We start from the raw sequence: 17,197 nt of genomic DNA on the forward strand, positions 1-17,197 counted from the left end.
TAGGTGGATGTTATCATCGTCTCGTCCATCGGGAACGGGCAAGCAGTGCCAATAGCCGAAACTGCAGCTAAATCTACGTCAGAGTTTGCTTGCGATCGCGATATGCGCCTCCTGTGGGAACGAGAAGCGCCCATCGACCATCATGCTCGGATCAAGGCGCAACCGAGTGGCGGAGGCGACCGCCTCTATCACGCTGTCGCGCTCGGACGCCTGGTAACCGGCCAAGAGGCCAGCCATGGGTGTAGCGATCAGCTGAAAACGTACATAGTCGAGAACAGATGGAAAGCTAATCGTTTTCGTGACGGTGTAGAGTTCGACGTCACCCAGCCCCTCTTTCCTCAACAGATCGCCGACCTCATTCGCGTCAGCAAAAATATGCTCGGCACGTTTGATCTTCGACGCGTCCGGTCCTAGCCGCTCATCGAGAGCACTTGCAAACGCCTCTGCGCCGGGTGTGCGTTCGATGGCGCTATAGACGCTGAGCGCAACCCTGCCCGAAGGTACCAGCACCCGCTTCATCTCGCGGACAGCGCAGGCTCGATCCGGGAAGAACTGGAGACCGAGTTGGCAAAGAACGAGGTCGATCGCGCCGTCATTAACCGGGAGTGCGAGCGCACTGCCTTGCAGCCATTCAATTGGCATACCTGTGTGCGACACGGACCGCGCGACGGTGAGCATACCCTCATTCAAATCAAGCCCGATGACACGTCCCGTCGTGACCCGTTCGGCAGCCAGGCGCGTCACCACGCCAGTTCCGCAAGCAACATCGAGTACCGCTTCTCCGCGCTTTGGCTGCACGCGATCGATAAGATCGGCTGCCCATATCGAAGTGATCGCCGGTACCAGGTAGCGCTGGTAAAGCTCGGGCGCGCTGCCATCGAGTTGCCAATGCTCGTGCCCTGACATTGCGCACCTGCAAGATATCGCCTGTTAGCAACGGTACCATGCCACACCACCGGTGTCTGCTCAGATGCGACGTTCCCTCCGGAATTGTGGTGGGGTGAACGTCCAGGAAGGGTTGAGCTCGGTCGTTCAGAGTGATTGGTCCGACCCTAGGGCGACCGTTCCAAATTAACTGTGCCGCCTTACCCCCAGACGAACAGCGCCGCCAGCCCGACGGTGCCGATGACCAGCCGCCACCAGCCGAACAGCGAATAGCCGTGGCGCGAGACGTAGTTGAGCAGGAAGCGCACGACGATAAGCGCCGCGACGAAGGCGGCGATGAAACCGGCGGCGATGACCGGCAGATCTGCGCTGGTCAGCACGTTGCGGTTCTTGAAGAGGTCGAAGGCGAAGGCGCCGACCATCGTCGGCATGGCGAGGAAGAAGGAGAATTCTGCAGCCGCGCGTTTGTCGACGCCCAGAAGCAGCGCGCCGACGATCGTCGAGCCGGAGCGCGACGTGCCGGGGATCAGCGAAAGGCACTGGAACAGTCCGATCTGCAGATAGAGCCTGAGCGGAAACCGCTCGACGTCATGGTAGAGCGGCTTCGGCTTGAAGCGATCCACCCACAGCAGGACCACGCCGCCGATGATCAGCATGACGCAGATCAGCCTCGGCGATTCAAACAGCACCGTCTTGATGAAGCCATGCCCCAGGGCGCCGATGACGGCCGCCGGCAGGAAGGCGACGAGGATGCCGAGGACGAAATGCCGCGTCAGCCGATCACGCGGCAGATCGACCAGCATCTGCCATAGACGATGGAAATAGACGCTGAGGATAGCCAGTATGGCGCCGAGCTGGATCAGGATCTCGAAGGCCTTGCCGGTCGAATGGAAGCCGAGAAAATGGCCGGCAAGCAGGATATGGCCAGTCGACGAGACCGGAATGAACTCGGTCATGCCCTCGATCATGCCGAGCAGCAACGCTTCGACGATGGTCTGGCTTTCCATGGAAACCTCGGCGTTCGAGTGAGGGCTTTGAAGAACGGCTTGCTTGTCATGGCGCGGAACTCCTCCTATAGCTCGCAGCACCCTGACGCCCACCTGAATCGGGGCGGCCAAGACTTACCGGCGCAGCCGGCGATTTGCCAGTGCGCTCTATTATCGCGGGACCATGCTGACGCTTTTCCACCACCCGATGTTCGCCACCTGCCGCTTCGTTCGCCTCGCTTTCGGCGAGTATGGCGAGGAGCTGGCGCTGATCGAGGAAAAGCCGTGGATGCGGCGCAAGGAATTCCTGGCGCTGAACCCCGCCGGCACGCTGCCGATCCTGCTTGCGGAGGGCGACGTGCCGATTGTCGGCGCGGTCGTCATCGCGGAATATCTCGACGAGACGCGCGGCGTCTTGAAGCGTGACAAGCGGCTGTTCGCCGAAGACCCGATGGAGCGCGCCGAAATCCGCCGGCTGACCGACTGGTATCTCAATAAGGCCGAGGGCGAGGTTACCCGGCATCTGGTGCGCGAGCGCGTGCTGAAGCCGGTTATGCCGGAAACGGCGGGCGGCGGTTCGCCCGATTCGGCGGCGATCCGCGCCGCGCGCGCCAATATCCGCCAGCACATGAAATACACCAACTGGCTGGCCGGCACCCGCCATTGGCTGGCCGGCAACAAGGTCACCTATGCCGACCTCGCGGCTGCGGCTGCGCTGTCCGTGCTCGACTATCTCGGCGAGATCGACTGGCGCGAACACGCTGCCGCGCGCGAATGGTACGCACGGGTGAAATCACGGCCGTCGTTCCGGCCGCTTTTGTCCGACCGGGTGCGCGGCCTGTCGCCGGTGTCACATTATGCGGACCTCGATTTCTAGAGCGCAAAACCTGCGCGCGCTGATCGACCGCGAGGCACGGCGCGCCGGTTTCGATGCTGTTGCCGTCACCACGCCAAATGCCATCCCGCTGGCGCCGGCCCGGCTGGCCGAGTTCGTCGCCGACGGCTTTCAAGGCTCAATGGGCTGGATCGCCGAGACGCTCGAGCGCCGCGGCGAGCCGACAGCACTTTGGCCTGAGGTTCGCTCGATCATCGTGCTGGCCATGAACTACGGCCCGGACCATGATCCGCGCGCGGTGCTGGCGAAGCCCGGTTGTGGTGCGATCTCCGTCTATGCGCAGAACCGCGATTATCACGACGTGATGAAAGGCCGGCTGAAAGAGATCGCCGGCAAGATCGTGGCGCGCTCGGGGAGCGACGTAAAGGTGTTCGTCGATACCGCCCCGGTGATGGAAAAGCCGCTGGCTGAAGCCGCCGGCCTTGGCTGGCAAGGCAAGCACACCAACCTGGTCAGCCGCGCGCATGGCTCCTGGCTGTTCCTCGGCACCATCTTCACGACGGCCGAGCTTGCGCCCGATACGCCCGAGGACGATCATTGCGGCTCGTGCCGCGCCTGTCTCGACGTTTGCCCGACCGACGCCTTTCCGGCGCCCTACCGGCTCGATGCGCGACGCTGCATCTCCTACCTCACCATCGAGAACAAGGGACCGATCCCGCATGAGTTCCGGGAAAAAATCGGCAACCGCATCTATGGCTGCGACGACTGCCTGGCCGCCTGCCCATGGAACAAGTTTGCCCAGGTTGCCTCGGAGGCGAAGCTCGTCGCCCGCGCGGATTTGCGCGAGCCGCCGCTCGCCGATCTCTTGACGCTCGACGACGCTGCCTTCCGTGCACTCTTTGTCGGTTCGCCAATCAAGCGCATCGGTCGCGACCGCTTTGTCCGCAATGTGCTGATCGCTGCCGGCAATTCAGGCGATTCCTCGCTCCGCAACGCGGTGCGTGCACTGCTCGGCGATGCCTCGCCCCTGGTGCGCGGGGCGGCGGTATGGGCGCTGTCACGGCTTGTGCCCGAGACCGAATTTGCCAAACGTGCCACCGCTGCAATGAAAGCAGAAAGCGACGAGGCCGTGCAACGCGAATGGCGCCTGGCGCTGGCAAATCAAATCGAGGCGCATGCATGAGCGAGAAGCAGATCTTTATTTTCGGCGCCGGCTATTCAGGCAAGGCATTAGCCCGAGCCAACAAGGATGCCGGCACAATCCTTGGGACGACACGCGCAGCGGAGAAATTCGAAGCGCTGCGGCAAGCCGGAATCCAGCCGCTGCTTTTCGATGGCGCGCTGACACCCGAAATCGGCGACGCGCTGAAGAAAACAACCCATCTCGTCGTCTCGGTGGCGCCGGAAGAGGCCGGCGACCCGGTGCTGAATGCGGCGCGCGGGACAATCGCGGCAGAGATGCCGGCGCTCGAATGGATCGCCTATCTCTCCACCGTCGGCGTCTACGGCGACCATGGCGGCGGCTGGGTGGACGAGACCGCCGAGTGCCGGCCGCTGTCGAAGCGCTCGATGCTGCGTGTCGCCGCCGAGCGGGACTGGCTGAAACTGGGTCAGGACATCGGCCGGCCGGTGGCGATCCTGCGGCTTTCCGGCATTTACGGGCCGGGCCGCAATGCCCTGGTCAATCTGGAAAACGGCACCGCGCGGCGGCTGGTCAAGCCGGGGCAGGTGTTCAACCGCATCCATTGCGATGATATTGCCGGCGCGCTCTGGCATCTCGCCGAAGGCAATCGCGGCGGCATCTTCAACGTCACCGACGATCTGCCGGCGCCGCCGCAGGACGTCGTCGCCTATGCCGCCGGGCTGATGGGCGTCACACCGCCGCCCGAGATTCCGTTCGAGAGCGCCCAACTTTCGCCCATGGCGCGGTCCTTCTATGGCGAGAACAAACGTGTCGCCAACACAGCGATCAAGGCGGCCGGCTATCGCTTCCGCTTTCCCGACTACTGGACGGCGTTCGACCATATGTGGGCTGAGGGTAGCTGGCGCGACGGCGAGGCGCGCAGTCCGATGAAGCGGTCGTGATCGAAACGTCGCGCCGGGCGTGATATGATTCGACTTAATTCGCAGAGGGGTTCTGCCTCATGAAAACGTTGAAGCGACCATTGCCCGGTAGAACGCTGCTGCTGACCGCAGCACTCGCCGTTCTCGCCATAGCGGGGCTTGCAGTGCGACCTGCAGCGGCCGAGGAACTGGCAAAGAACCTGTTCGGCGCCAAAAAACTGCCGGCCGTGGCTGCGCCGCAGTCGATCGGCTTCTATTCCAAGGGCTGCTTTGCCGGCGGCGTCGCCATTCCCCTGGACGGCCCGAAATGGGAGGTTATGCGGCCTTCGCGCAACCGCCGCTGGGGCCATCCGACAATGATCGCGCTGATCAAGAAACTGTCGCGCGACGCCGCGGCCGATGGCTGGCCCGGCCTGCTGGTCGGCGACATTTCACAGCCGCGCGGCGGCCCGATGCTGACCGGCCACGCCTCGCACCAGATCGGCCTCGACGCCGACATCTGGCTGACGCCAATGCCCGACCGCAAGCTTTCGATCGAGCAGCGCGAGAACATGAGCGCCACCTTGCTTGTCGACGAAAAGACCCATCTGGTGAAAGATGCGCTCTGGGTTCCGGCGCATATGCGGCTCCTGAAGCGCGCGGCAAGCTATGCGGAAGTCGAGCGCATCCTGGTCAATCCGGGCATCAAGAAGAAGCTCTGCGACACGGTGAAAGGCGACCGCGCATGGCTGCGCAAGGTCAGGCCGTTCTGGGGCCACGACTATCACTTCCACATCCGCATCGGCTGCCAGCCCGGCTCGCCCAATTGCAAAGCGCAGGAAAACACGGCGCCCGGCGACGGCTGCGACCAGTCGCTGGCATGGTGGTTCACCGAGGAACCGTGGCGTCCCAACAAGAACCCGGATAGACCGAAAGCGCGCGACGTGATGACCATGGCGAGCCTGCCCGCAGCATGTCAGGCGGTGCTCGATGGGCCAGATCCGGCTTCGGCGGAGGCGGTTACCTATTATGGCGACGGCGTGCCGGTCGCGGCTGCACCAGTTCTCACAAAGGCTCCGTCGCCGGCGCGGGCATCCGCAAGCGGCGCGGCAGCGCTCCCGGCCTCGGTCAGCGCCTTCGCGGCAACGCCCGAGATCGGCATTCCGCTGCCGCGGCCGCGACCGGGGAACTGACCGATATTAGGGAAAGGCGCTTGATCGATCGTCTGGAATCCTGCTCTGCGAAGGCGTTCAACGCAGCAGCGCTCGAAGATCGCGGCATGGATACTAGGGCCTCCGCGACGTCGCTTCGCTCCTGCTCCGCCCTAGGATCCATGCCGATACAGTGGTCGAGGAGTGCAGCGATCCGGGTTGCCCGCAGGCATGCCTTCGTCCCCGGTTCGGCCTGACCTGAGGCCACATCCGACCCCATCCTGCTCCGAATCCTGGCCGCCTTATTTCGAAAACCGATTTCCCTTTCCCGGGTCATGCGCTAGTCAACGAAAGAACGGCGGAACGCCACTGGGAACCGGGACGGACGAGAGCATGCCAGGCGACGACGACACAGCGCAGTTTCCGGTCCTGATCGGCGACATTGGCGGCACCAACGCGCGCTTTTCAATCGTGCTCGACGCGAACTCGGAACCAACCGAACCACAGATCGTCCAGACCGCCAATTTCAACACGATCGACGAGGCGATCCAGGCGGCGGTTCTCGACCGCTCGTCGGTCCGGCCCAACTCCGCTGTACTGGCGGTGGCCGGCCCGGTCGACAGCGACGAGATCCCGCTCACCAACTGCCCGTGGATCGTCAAGCCGAGAAAGATGTTTGCCAACCTCGGCCTCAGCGACGTCGTGGTGCTCAATGATTTCGAGGCGCAGGCGCTGGCCGTGGTGGCGCTCGGCGAAGAGCATATGGAAAAGATCGGCGGCGATGCGCCGGAGCCCAATGCCGGACGGGTTGTGCTCGGTCCCGGAACCGGGCTTGGCGTCGCCGGCTTGGTCCACGCGCTGAACCACTGGATACCGGTGCCCGGGGAGGGGGGACACATGGATATCGGGCCGCGCTCGCCGCGCGATTTCGAGGTCTTTGTGCATATCGAGAAACTCGACGGCCGCATCTCCGGGGAACAGATCCTGTCCGGCCGTGGCCTGGTCAATGCCTATCGGGCGGTCGCCAAGGCGGACGGCAAGCCGGCCCCCTTCACCACGCCGGCCGAGGTCACCGCCGCGGCATTGGCGAAGTCAGATCCAGTGGCCGAGGAAGCGCTGTCGATGTTCGTCACCTGCCTCGGACGCACCGCCGGCGACCTTGCGCTGGTGTTCATGAGCCGCGGCGGCGTCTTCCTGACCGGCGGTATTGCGCAGAAAATCCTGCCGGCGCTGAAAACCGGCAATTTCCGCGCCGCCTTCGAGGACAAGGCGCCGCACAGCGAGCTGATGCGCACCATGCCCGTCTATGTGATCACCCATCCGCTGGCAGCGCTTTCCGGCCTTGCCGCCTATGCCAGGAACCCGTCCCTGTTCGGCGTCCAGACGGCAGGGCGGCGCTGGCGGGCTTAGATGACGACCGAAGCCGCGGCGAAGTTTTGCCGGCCTCTGCCATAGGCAAGCCGCCACTAGGGCGCTAAGAGGATTGCCGAATTAGCCCGGCCGCGGAGCCGAACCGACATCACGGAACGATCCCGACTTGAACCAGTCGCCAAACCACCAAGCCAAAGCCCGGCCCGGCGAGATCGTGGCGGTGATCCGCCGCATCATCGCCGAGAACAGCCGCGACTATCGCTGGTACTATGTTCTGGCCGTTCTGTGCCTGGTGACGGTTGCCGCCACGACCGCCTTCACCGCCTGGATCATGAAGGATGTCGTCGACCAGATCTTCTACAAGCAGCGCGGCGATCTCATCGCGCTGATCTGCGTGTCGATCCTGGGCGCCTTCATGCTGCGCGGGCTGGCCACCTACGGACAGGCCGTGACACTGGCCAGAATCGGCAACAATCTGGTGGCGCGCTACCAGCGCCGCATCTTCGCTCATCTGATGAAGCTCGGCATCGGTTTCTTCAACGACACGCGCTCGGGACGGCTGGCCGCCCAAATCAACGAGAACGTCAACGGCATCCGCGACCTGCTGTCGATGACGCTGACATCCGTGGCACGCGACGCCGTATCGCTGATCGCGCTGATCGGCGTCATGATCTGGCAGGATCCGATGCTGTCCCTGATGTCGCTGCTGATCGGGCCGCCGCTGATCTACACGGTTGTCTATCTGACCCGCAGAATAAGGCGCGCCACGCGCGAAGCGGTGCAGATCAACTCGCGGCTTATCGGCGCCATGCAGGAAGCGACGCAAGGCATCGCCATCGTCAAGGCCTTTACGCTGGAGGACGAGCTGTCGCGCCGCATCAGCGGCCTTGTCGACGGTGCCGAGCAGCGGGCAAACCGCATCGCCCGCGTCTCGGAACGATTGACGCCGATCTCCGAAATGCTGGCCGGCTTCGCCGTCGCCGGCGTCATCGCCTATTCCGGCTACCGGGCAGCCGTCGGCGGCCAGCCGCCTGGCGCGGTCTTTTCCTTCATCACCGCACTGATGTTCGCCTACGATCCGGCCCGGCGGCTGGCACGCATGCAGGTCGGCATGGAACGGGCGCTAGTCAATGCCCGCATGATCTACGAACTGCTCGACCTCGAGCCGCAGCAGGGCGACGCTCCAGGAGCGGCGGAAGCGAAGATCAGCAGGGGCGAGGTGCGCTTCAACAATGTGTCGTTCGGCTATGTCGCCGGCGCTCGGGTGCTGCAGGATCTCAGCTTCGTCGCCGCCGCCGGCAAGATGACCGCCATCGTCGGCGCCTCGGGGGCCGGCAAGTCGACGCTGGTGGCGCTTCTGCAGCGTTTCCACGATGTCGAGGCGGGCAGCATCGAGGTCGACGGCCAGGACATTTTAGAGGTGACCAAGCAGTCGCTGCGCCGCTCTATCGCCTATGTCTCGCAGCAGCCCTATCTGTTCGAAGGCAGCATTCGTGACAATATCCGCTACGGGCGGCTGAGCGCCAGCGACGCCGAGATCGAGCTGGCCGCACAACAGGCCGAGGCCGACGGCTTCATCCGCCAGCAGCCGCTAGCCTATGACACCCCTGTCGGTGAAGGCGGCCTGACGCTGTCGGGCGGCCAGCGCCAGCGCCTGTCGATCGCCCGAGCCATCGTGCGGCAGGCGCCGATCCTTCTGCTAGACGAGGCGACCTCGGCGCTCGACAACGAGGCGGAAGCGCGCGTCCAGCAGGCGCTGACCCAGGTGATGCAAGGGCGCACGACCATCGTCATCGCGCACCGGCTGTCGACCGTGGTCAATGCCGACCACATCATCGTACTGGAACAGGGCCGGCTGGTCGAACAAGGCACGCATGCCTCGCTGATGGCCGACCCGCACAGCGTATATGCCCGGTTCCACCGGGTGCAGGGCAACAATGGGCTGGGGCTTGTCGACGACGGCAAGCCAATCCAAACTCCGCTGCGGCGCGCGAAGAAAGCGGTTGGGAGAAATTTATGAGCGGTACGGCCACAAACGACCCCCACGTCAATGAAATGGGCCTGGTGGTGGTCGGCGCGGCCGGCCGGATGGGCCAGGCGCTGATCCGCGCCATCCACACCATCCCGGGCGCCCGCGTCGCCGGCGCGATCGAGCGGGCCGGCTCGCCGCATCTCGGCAAGGATGCCGGCGAGCTTGCCGGCATCGGCAATATCGGCGTGACGATCGGCGACGATCCGCTGCCGGCCTTCGCCAAGGCCGACGGCGTGCTCGATTTCACGAGCCCGGCAGCGACGGTCGAATTCGCCGGCTATGCGGCGCAGGCGCGCATCACCCATGTCATTGGCACCACCGGCTGCTCGGCGGACGACAATGCCAAGATCGCGGCGGCGGCGCGCCACGCGACGGTGGTCAAGTCAGGTAATATGAGCCTCGGCGTGAATCTGCTGGCGGTACTGGTCGAGCAGGCGGCGCGCGCGCTTGATGCCGACGATTTCGATGTCGAGATCCTGGAAATGCATCATCGGCACAAGGTCGACGCACCCTCGGGCACGGCGCTGCTGCTCGGCGAAGCCGCCGCCACCGGGCGCGGCATCGACCTTGACGGGAACAGCGTGCGGTCGCGCGATGGCCACACCGGCGTGCGAAAGACAGGCTCGATCGGCTTCGCCACGCTGCGCGGCGGCTCGGTGGTCGGCGACCACTCCGTGGTGCTGGCCGGCACCGGCGAGCGCATCACGCTCGCCCACCACGCCGAGGACCGGGCGATCTTCGCCCGCGGTGCGATCAAGGCCGCACTTTGGGCGCGCAGCAGGAAGCCGGGACTGTATTCGATGCGCGACGTGCTCGGACTCGCCTGAGACGATCTGATCCACAAATTGAAGGAGCAAAAATGTCGGGAACTCTCGTGCTCGTGCGCCATGGCCAGAGCGAATGGAACCTGAAGAACCTTTTCACCGGCTGGCGCGACGTCGACCTGACCGAACTGGGCCACGCCGAGGCTAAGGCGGCGGGCGCCAAGCTGAAGGCGCGCGGCATGGAATTCGACATCGCCTTCACGTCGTCGCTGATCCGGGCGCAGAAGACCTGCCAGCATATTCTCGACGCGGTCGGCCAGAGCGATCTCGAGACCATCCGCGACCAGGCGCTGAACGAGCGCGACTATGGCGACCTCTCCGGCCTCAACAAGGACGACGCGCGCAAGAAATGGGGCGAGGAGCAGGTGCATGTCTGGCGCCGCTCCTACGACGTGCCGCCGCCCGGCGGCGAAAGCCTGAAGGACACCGGCGCGCGCGTCTGGCCCTATTATCTGCACGACCTGCAGCCGCATGTGCTGCGCGGCGGCACCGTGCTGGTGGCGGCGCACGGCAATTCGCTGCGCGCGCTGATCATGGCGCTGGACGGCAAGTCGGGCGAGGAGATCGTCAGACTGGAGCTCGGCACCGGCGTCCCGGTCATCTATAAGCTCAACGCCGATTCCACGGTGGCTTCGAAGGAAGTGCTGGAGGACTGAGTCGGCGAGCGGGTTTCAAAAAAGCGCGTTGACTCTCACCCCTTGCCCGCCTAAAGAGCCCGCACCAGCCCAGATGGCGGAATTGGTAGACGCGCACGGTTCAGGTCCGTGTTCCGCAAGGAGTGGAGGTTCGAGTCCTCTTCTGGGCACCATCATCTTGTAAGCACCTGATTTCATTCAGGTTCTGATTCGCTTTTCCAGTTCGGCCCAGTTGTAACAGTGACTGTTATAGTCGGGCTCGAATCGATGGCGACACTGCCCGAACGGATGATGACGCGCAGCGGCATTTTTTACTGCCGAATTTGGGTTCCTGGGGACATTGCCCCTATATACGGGCGTCAAATCGTGGTCCGGTCCTTGCGCACAAAAGATCTGAAAACAGCCAAGTCGCGTCTCGCTCGCAAAAGCGTCGAACTGGAAAACCGGTTCGACGAAATTCGTGCCGATAAGATCGCCGGCGACAATCACGGCGCTGCTGCGTCGCCGGACTCCCGAACTATCCGTGCCGGCTTCCGCGAGATCGCCCGTGAACACGCCATCGCGGCGAGCGAACAGGAGTTCTCCCGCCGTGCGGAGCTCTTCAGCCAGGCGACCGCGGCTCCCGCTCGGTTCTGGCGCGGCGAGTTCGGACCCCTGCCGGTGCCGACGGACTTTGGGCACGGCGAACAGGATGCCTATACCTGTTTCGACCACCTCGTTGCCGAAGGTGATCTCGAAAAAGTCATCGCCTTCGTCAACCGCTTTCGTCTCGGCAAGCGCATCAAAAGCCTTCAGAGCATGCGCGCAACTGGGAACTTTGCCGAGTTCATAACCATTGCGAAGGGCCGGATCCCTGGAATGAGCGGTCCTGATTCCATCGCTCTTGCCCGGTTACTGATCGAACATGAACTCGACGCCCTTCGGGCAATCGCCGAGGGCCAGCCTGATCCATCGCTGGGCGATCTTCATGCAGGCAATCTTCGGCAGGCGAAAAAGCCTGAAGCGCCTGCCTTGCACAGCTCTCTGCCGATGGCACCGGCAGCCAAGCCGATTTCGCTCGACGAACTGTTCGAGCGCTGGGAGGCGGAAACCGATCCGAGTGCCAGCACGCTGTCCAGCTGGCGCGGCATCATGCGCGACCTCAAATCGTTCGTCGAGGACAAGGCGGACGACATTACTCGCATCGCCGCCGAGGATATCATCGGCTGGAAAGACAAGCTCGTCAAAGCCAATAAGGCGGCGGCAACCATCTCGCGAGGCTATCTCGGCTGGGCCCGTGCGCTGTTCAGGTTTGCCGTAGCGAACAGGCTCGCGGCCTCCGATCCCTCCCAGGGCATCAAGGTCGCGCGCAAGACGAAGGCGGGCAAGAAGATGCTCGGCTATAGCGGCGAGGAGGTGGCTCGTCTGCTGGAACTGGCCAGCGATGCTTCTGACCCCGGGAAGAAGTGGCTCCCCTGGCTGGCAGCCGCGACAGGCTCGCGGATCGGGGAGATGGCACAGCTCCACGGCAGTCACGTATTTGAGGAAGACGGATACCAGGTTGTCAAGATCATGCCCGCAAGCGATGCCGGCAGCCTCAAGAATGCCGAAAGCGAAAGGACTGTGCCGATCCATCCCGCTCTGCTGGCTGCAGGATTCCTGGAGTTCGTAAGCGCAAAAGGCCAAGGGCCACTCTTCTATTGCCGCTCGTCAGGCGATCCGAAGCGAAAGCATGCCTCGAAAGGCGTTGCTAACCGGCTGGCCGTATGGTTCGAGCGAACGGGTTTTCCGATCGACGCAAGGCGCCGAATCATGCGCTGAGGCACTGGTTCAAGACCGAAGCGTCAAGGGTTGGCATATCTGACAGCGTGGCCGACGCCATTCAGGGCCACACAGACAGCAGTTCCTCGGGTGTCTACAGGCATATCGGCTTGGCCCTGGTGGCATCATCGCTCGAGAAGATCGAACTGCCGCCGCGCCGCGGCGTGTCCTTAGACGCGTAGAGCTGCTGGAGCAAGCTCGTAACTCCTGGTTGCGCCAAGAGCGGTTATCGCCGAACCACTATTCAGACGTCGCATTTGGGGGTCTACAAACGAACCCGCTGCGCGGGATGGGCGCGCGGTTAGGGCTCGCGCTCGCCCGCGAACTGCTCGCGGTCGCGAGCCCACCGCCTGTGGCCCGGCCTTCCTCGGGGACTTTCGTACGCCTGCCGGCGCCCGAAACTCTTCACGATAGCGGACTGGCAGCTTTCCGGTGTCCGAAATGACAATAGTGGACGTTCAGATCGGGAGGACCGAGGTCTCAGACCGGCGCGACCTCGCCAACTCCTGGTCTCCTGCACCGAATCACGGCGAGAAACACCAAATCGCCTGAAGGCGTGGCTAGCCGTCCTAAAGGGGCTATAAAGTACCGAACCATACTGGCGCGCCGTTACCCGGTCACATGCGGGCGATGGTGCCGAAGCAGGAACGCCTGGGCGGCTTAGCCGCCATTATCGCCGTCTGTTTCCGTAATGCTGAAAAGGACCGCGTCGATCGCGAGCGTTCCGGATTTTGCTCGCGTGGATCGGGAACTTGTCGTTGTTCGCTCCAACTTGTCGTTGTTCGCTCCAGCATGGATCCCGAGGACACGCTCCAACGCTTTGCCGGCAGTGTCGTTTTCATCGGCGGCGGTCCGCCGGTGTGGGACGCCTACGCCCGCTGGTTCGATGCAAGATGGCTTGCGGGAGGTGGCGAGGTTGCCAGAAATCACCGCGACCAATGAAGGCTCGGCTCGTTTCGATTCGGGAACATTTAGACCACCTCGCGACCCAAGTTCCACACCGCATTTTATGCAACTTTACATTGACCACAGAACCGACAGCGGTGCTGCTTGCAATTTTTCGCCGAATGGCGTCACACGGTGATGGTCGTGCAGCACCAGCCCGCGCCCAAAACGATCGCGGACTCCTTCCTGCAACTGACGCAATCCCCGAAAATCCTGCGGACGCACCGTTGCGGAGGCCTTCACCTCGATACCGACGACCCGACCGCGTCGATCCGCGATCACGACGTCGACCTCGTCCTGATCCTTAGTCCGGTAGTGTGAGAAAGACACCCGTCGCTCTGACCACGATGCGAGCTTCAGGGATCCCGACACCACGAAGCTCTCGAGCAAAGCACCGAACCGCGATCGGTCCTACGTCCTTCATCTACGGACGCTCACAAGATTGTCAACAATCTTTAAAAGTTTTGTTGACAGGTGATTGATTTGAGACTTCACTCACAAAAGTCCGCGTATCGGTCGAGTTCTGTCGCAACAATGCGCGGCCTCCAAGGGGAAGAACAATGATCAACAGACGTTCAATAATCACATTCGCCGCGCTCGGCGCCGTCTCCGCGCTGGCAATCATGGCCGGCGGCATAATCACGGTGCACGCCGCCAACAAGGAACTCAAGATCGGCTTTGTCGGCGTGACGAGTGGCGCGGCCGCTGCGTGGGGCACATCCAACGTCCGCTCGATGCAGACACGCGCCACCTGGATCAACGAAACCGGCGGTGTGAAGATTGGCGACGAGACCTATGACATCAAAATCGTCACCTTCGACGACCAGAAGGACCCGAAGCGGGCGATCGCCGGCATGGAGAAGATGGCCCAGGAGGGCATCCACTATGTCGTCGGTCCGAATGTCGACGACGGCGCGGCGGCGGTGCGTCCCGTGGCAGAATCCAAGGGCATCATCTATTTTCCCTACGCATTCCCGAAGGAACTCTACACCCCGCCGGCGTCCAACGCCGTGCTCGGCATGATCGCCAACTACCAGTCCGCTCCGGCGATCTACAAATATCTCATGGAAAACAGGGGCGTGAAGAAAGTTGCCTTTGTCGCCGCCAACGAATCCGATCCGCTGAGCCAGCGGGATGGCGGTGTTGCCGCGGCAAAGGCGCTCGGGCTCGAGGTTGTGGCTGCCACGGATGTCTACCAAAACGATACCCGCGATTTCACGCCGGTACTGACGCCGATCGTTTTGCAAAAACCGGACCTATTGGTGCTTTCGGGTGTCGCGCCCGGCAATGCGCCGCTGCTGATCCGCGCCGCGCGCGAGCTCGGCTACGAAGGCCTGATTTCCACCGAAACGGCGCAGGATGCCAAGGTGCTGGAAGAGGGCGCGGGCGAGTTGGCCAACGGCTTCATCTCGGTCGGCGGTGCATCGACGCCCGACATCGCGTCCGACACGATGAAGGAATTTGTCGACCGCTATACGAAAATGTTCGGCGAATACAATGACGAGTCCAACACCAAGGTCTACGCGCTCGAATACATCATCGAGACGCTGAAGGCGAACCCGGCCGCGATCGACAATGTCGAGGAGTTCAAGAAGACAATCGACACTTTCTCGGCGCCCAATCCCTACCTGAAGGACGATGCCAAGCTGTCCTATGTCGGAATGACGTCGTTCGGCCAGAAGCGCCAGCTTTCGGTCCCGATGGTGGTCACGGAATACCGCGACGGCAAGTTCGAGACGCTCTTCGTCGCTGAAGTCGATTGACGCAACTGCACCGAAGCGGATTGCCGCGGAGGCTCGAGCATTCGTCTTCAGCCTCTGAACGGCCGGAACCATCCTGATGGAACAAGTCATCGCCAACGGGCTCTATCTTGGCGCGCAATACGCCTTGATCGCGCTCGGTCTGACCCTGATCTTCGCGCTGATGAACGTGCTTAACTTTGCCCATGGGCAGATGTACGTTCTCGGCGGCTTCGTCACCTACACCGTCTATGGCCAGCTCGGCATGCCTTTCGTCGTCGCGCTCGTCGCGTCCGGGATCACGCTGCTGGTCATTGGAGCGCTGGTCGAGAAATTCCTTTTCAGAACGGTGATTAAGCGAAGCGTGCGGGAGGAAAGTACGATGCTTCTCGCGGCGGCGGTCGCATTCTTCCTCGACGCTGTGATCCTCCTCCTGTTCGGTGAGAAGCAGCGCGGCGTGCCGAAGATCGTCAACGGCGTCTTCGTCTCCGACAGCCTCATAATGCCTTACGACCGGCTGCTGGTCGGCGCTCTCGCCATACTGTTCATCGCATCCTTCGTGCTTTTCATGCAGTACAGCAAGCCGGGACGCGCCATGCGGGCGCTGGCGCAGGACCGGGTCGCGGCGCAGCTTATGGGCGTCGAGGTCGACCGCTATTCCATGATCGGCTTTGCGCTTGGCGCCATGCTTGCCGGCATAGTCGGCGGGCTGCTGGTCGCCATCACCGGCGTCAATTCGGGCATCGGCGGGCCGATCTCGATCAAGGCGTTCTTGATGGTGATGATCGGCGGGGCCGGCGTGGTCAGCGGAGCGATCGCCGGCGGCTTCATCCTCGGCATGATGGAATCGGTCGGCCTGACGGTGCTACGCCAATATGGCGACGTCACTTATCTCGTCATCTTCGCCGCGCTGATGGTGTTCCTGAGCATCCGCCCGAACGGGCTCATGGGCAAGCCGTGGGGGTGATGGACATGAAGCGTACACGCAACATTCTCGCCGTCGGTGTCTTCCTGCTGGTCGTACTCATCGGCGTGCCCTGGCTGATCGAGGCGACCGGTCGGCTCGACCTCTACTACACGCTGACCTCGGTCGCGCTGCTCAGCATCGCCAGCGCCGGGGTGTGGGTGACTTTCTACATCGGCCGCATCAATATCGGCCAGGGCGCCTTCGCGCTTATGGGCGGCTATGTTTCGGCCATTCTTGTCGTCCAGTACGGTGTGTCGTTCTGGCTGACACTGCCGCTGGCTGGGCTATTCTGCGCCGCTGCAAGCGTGCTGATCGGACTACCCATCCTCAGGCTTCGCGGCGTCTATTTCGCCATGGTCACGCTGGTTTTGACCGAAGTGGCGCGGCTGCTCGCGCTGGCGCTGCCGATCACCAACGGAGCCAAGGGCATGGTCAGCATTCCGCTCCCCGGCGGCATCTCGATCTTCGGGCTGACCATCCTTCCAGATTTCGCGACGCTCGCCAATCCGCGCCCGGCGTTCTATCTGGTGTCGGTTGTGCTGATGGTGCTGTGCTTTGCGGCGCTCTACCGCCTAGTCCATTCGCGCATCGGCAAACTCTGCCAGTCGTTGCAGCAGAACGAGGAACTGGCCTCCTCGATCGGCGTCAACATCGCCTATCTGCGCGTTATCGCCTACGCCATCTCCTCATTCCTCGGCGGTCTCGGCGGTGCGATGTTCGTCGCCATCTCGCAGTCGATCTATCCGTCGAGCTTCACCGTCACTGACTCGGTGAACTTCATGCTGAACTGCTTCCTCGGCGGGCTCGGCCACGTCTTCGGGCCGATGATCGGCACCTTCGTGCTCTATTTCGGCTGGGATTTCCTGTTCGAGACCGGCGAGTTCCAGTTGCTGATCTTCTCTTCGGTGCTGATCGCGCTGATGCTGTTCCTTCCCAACGGCCTGCTCAGCCTCAGGCTGTTCGGCAAGAAGCAGGGCTAGGACC

General features: G+C 63.0%; 16 protein-coding genes and 1 tRNA gene. 14 read left to right on the top strand and 3 right to left on the bottom strand.

The window, feature by feature from the left end:
- Positions 1 to 78: 78 nt before the first annotated feature.
- Both ACWTU8_RS15430 and ACWTU8_RS15435 read right to left on the bottom strand, forming a co-directional pair.
- A complete protein-coding gene (locus tag ACWTU8_RS15430) occupies positions 79 to 906 on the bottom strand; it encodes a class I SAM-dependent methyltransferase (RefSeq protein ID WP_455848830.1) in 828 nt (275 codons plus the stop codon).
- 179 nt (positions 907 to 1,085) lie between these two features.
- Entirely contained in the window at positions 1,086 to 1,892 is an 807-nt protein-coding gene (locus tag ACWTU8_RS15435) for an undecaprenyl-diphosphate phosphatase (protein WP_455848831.1), read from the bottom strand.
- Between the two features lie 163 nt (positions 1,893 to 2,055).
- Between ACWTU8_RS15435 and ACWTU8_RS15440 the strand changes: the two genes are divergently transcribed.
- The 11 genes from ACWTU8_RS15440 (at position 2,056) to ACWTU8_RS15490 (ending at position 13,504) form a co-directional block, all read left to right on the top strand.
- Positions 2,056 to 2,748: a glutathione S-transferase family protein gene (locus ACWTU8_RS15440; protein ID WP_029347960.1), complete on the top strand. Its 693-nt coding sequence runs from the start codon at positions 2,056 to 2,058 to the stop codon at positions 2,746 to 2,748.
- The gene (gene queG, locus ACWTU8_RS15445) at positions 2,729 to 3,889 is read left to right on the top strand and encodes a tRNA epoxyqueuosine(34) reductase QueG (RefSeq protein WP_455848832.1); all 1,161 of its coding nucleotides are present in this window, start codon (positions 2,729 to 2,731) and stop codon (positions 3,887 to 3,889) included. The genes ACWTU8_RS15440 and queG overlap by 20 nt, the downstream gene beginning before the upstream one ends.
- Complete coding sequence (locus tag ACWTU8_RS15450) at positions 3,886 to 4,791, top strand: SDR family oxidoreductase (protein WP_455848833.1); 906 nt, start codon at positions 3,886 to 3,888, stop codon at positions 4,789 to 4,791. Before queG ends, ACWTU8_RS15450 begins: the two co-directional genes overlap by 4 nt.
- Before the next feature lie 59 nt (positions 4,792 to 4,850).
- Positions 4,851 to 5,942 (top strand): penicillin-insensitive murein endopeptidase, encoded by a 1,092-nt coding sequence (gene mepA / locus ACWTU8_RS15455; RefSeq protein WP_455848834.1) that lies wholly within the window; start codon positions 4,851 to 4,853, stop codon positions 5,940 to 5,942.
- Positions 5,943 to 6,293: 351 nt separating this feature from the next.
- Complete coding sequence (locus tag ACWTU8_RS15460; protein WP_455848835.1) at positions 6,294 to 7,310, top strand: glucokinase; 1,017 nt, start codon at positions 6,294 to 6,296, stop codon at positions 7,308 to 7,310.
- Between the two features lie 127 nt (positions 7,311 to 7,437).
- The gene (locus ACWTU8_RS15465; protein WP_455848836.1) at positions 7,438 to 9,291 is read left to right on the top strand and encodes an ABC transporter ATP-binding protein; all 1,854 of its coding nucleotides are present in this window, start codon (positions 7,438 to 7,440) and stop codon (positions 9,289 to 9,291) included.
- A complete protein-coding gene (gene dapB / locus ACWTU8_RS15470) occupies positions 9,288 to 10,130 on the top strand; it encodes a 4-hydroxy-tetrahydrodipicolinate reductase (RefSeq protein ID WP_455848837.1) in 843 nt (280 codons plus the stop codon). The genes ACWTU8_RS15465 and dapB overlap by 4 nt, the downstream gene beginning before the upstream one ends.
- Before the next feature lie 32 nt (positions 10,131 to 10,162).
- Entirely contained in the window at positions 10,163 to 10,783 is a 621-nt protein-coding gene (locus ACWTU8_RS15475) for a 2,3-bisphosphoglycerate-dependent phosphoglycerate mutase (RefSeq protein ID WP_127208631.1), read from the top strand.
- 67 nt (positions 10,784 to 10,850) lie between these two features.
- Positions 10,851 to 10,935, top strand: a tRNA-Leu gene (locus ACWTU8_RS15480).
- A gap of 118 nt (positions 10,936 to 11,053) precedes the next feature.
- Positions 11,054 to 12,562, top strand: coding sequence for a DUF6538 domain-containing protein (locus tag ACWTU8_RS15485; protein WP_455849070.1), 1,509 nt, complete (start codon positions 11,054 to 11,056; stop codon positions 12,560 to 12,562).
- Between the two features lie 621 nt (positions 12,563 to 13,183).
- On the top strand, positions 13,184 to 13,504 hold the full coding sequence (locus ACWTU8_RS15490; protein WP_455848838.1) for a hypothetical protein: 321 nt from the start codon (positions 13,184 to 13,186) through the stop codon (positions 13,502 to 13,504).
- 75 nt (positions 13,505 to 13,579) lie between these two features.
- Here ACWTU8_RS15490 and ACWTU8_RS15495 read toward each other — a convergent pair whose 3' ends face one another.
- A complete protein-coding gene (locus ACWTU8_RS15495) occupies positions 13,580 to 13,897 on the bottom strand; it encodes a DUF4143 domain-containing protein (protein WP_455848839.1) in 318 nt (105 codons plus the stop codon).
- Between the two features lie 170 nt (positions 13,898 to 14,067).
- Between ACWTU8_RS15495 and ACWTU8_RS15500 the strand changes: the two genes are divergently transcribed.
- From ACWTU8_RS15500 to ACWTU8_RS15510, 3 genes are all read left to right on the top strand, one after another.
- Positions 14,068 to 15,270 carry an ABC transporter substrate-binding protein gene (locus ACWTU8_RS15500; protein WP_455848840.1) on the top strand — a complete coding sequence of 401 codons (1,203 nt, stop codon included), beginning with the start codon at positions 14,068 to 14,070 and terminating at the stop codon, positions 15,268 to 15,270.
- 76 nt (positions 15,271 to 15,346) lie between these two features.
- Entirely contained in the window at positions 15,347 to 16,213 is an 867-nt protein-coding gene (locus ACWTU8_RS15505) for a branched-chain amino acid ABC transporter permease (protein WP_123145977.1), read from the top strand.
- Positions 16,214 to 16,218: 5 nt separating this feature from the next.
- Positions 16,219 to 17,193, top strand: coding sequence for a branched-chain amino acid ABC transporter permease (locus tag ACWTU8_RS15510; RefSeq protein WP_455848841.1), 975 nt, complete (start codon positions 16,219 to 16,221; stop codon positions 17,191 to 17,193).
- Positions 17,194 to 17,197 lie beyond the last annotated feature (4 nt).

The sequence above is a fragment of the Mesorhizobium sp. BHbdii genome (genome assembly GCF_053848045.1).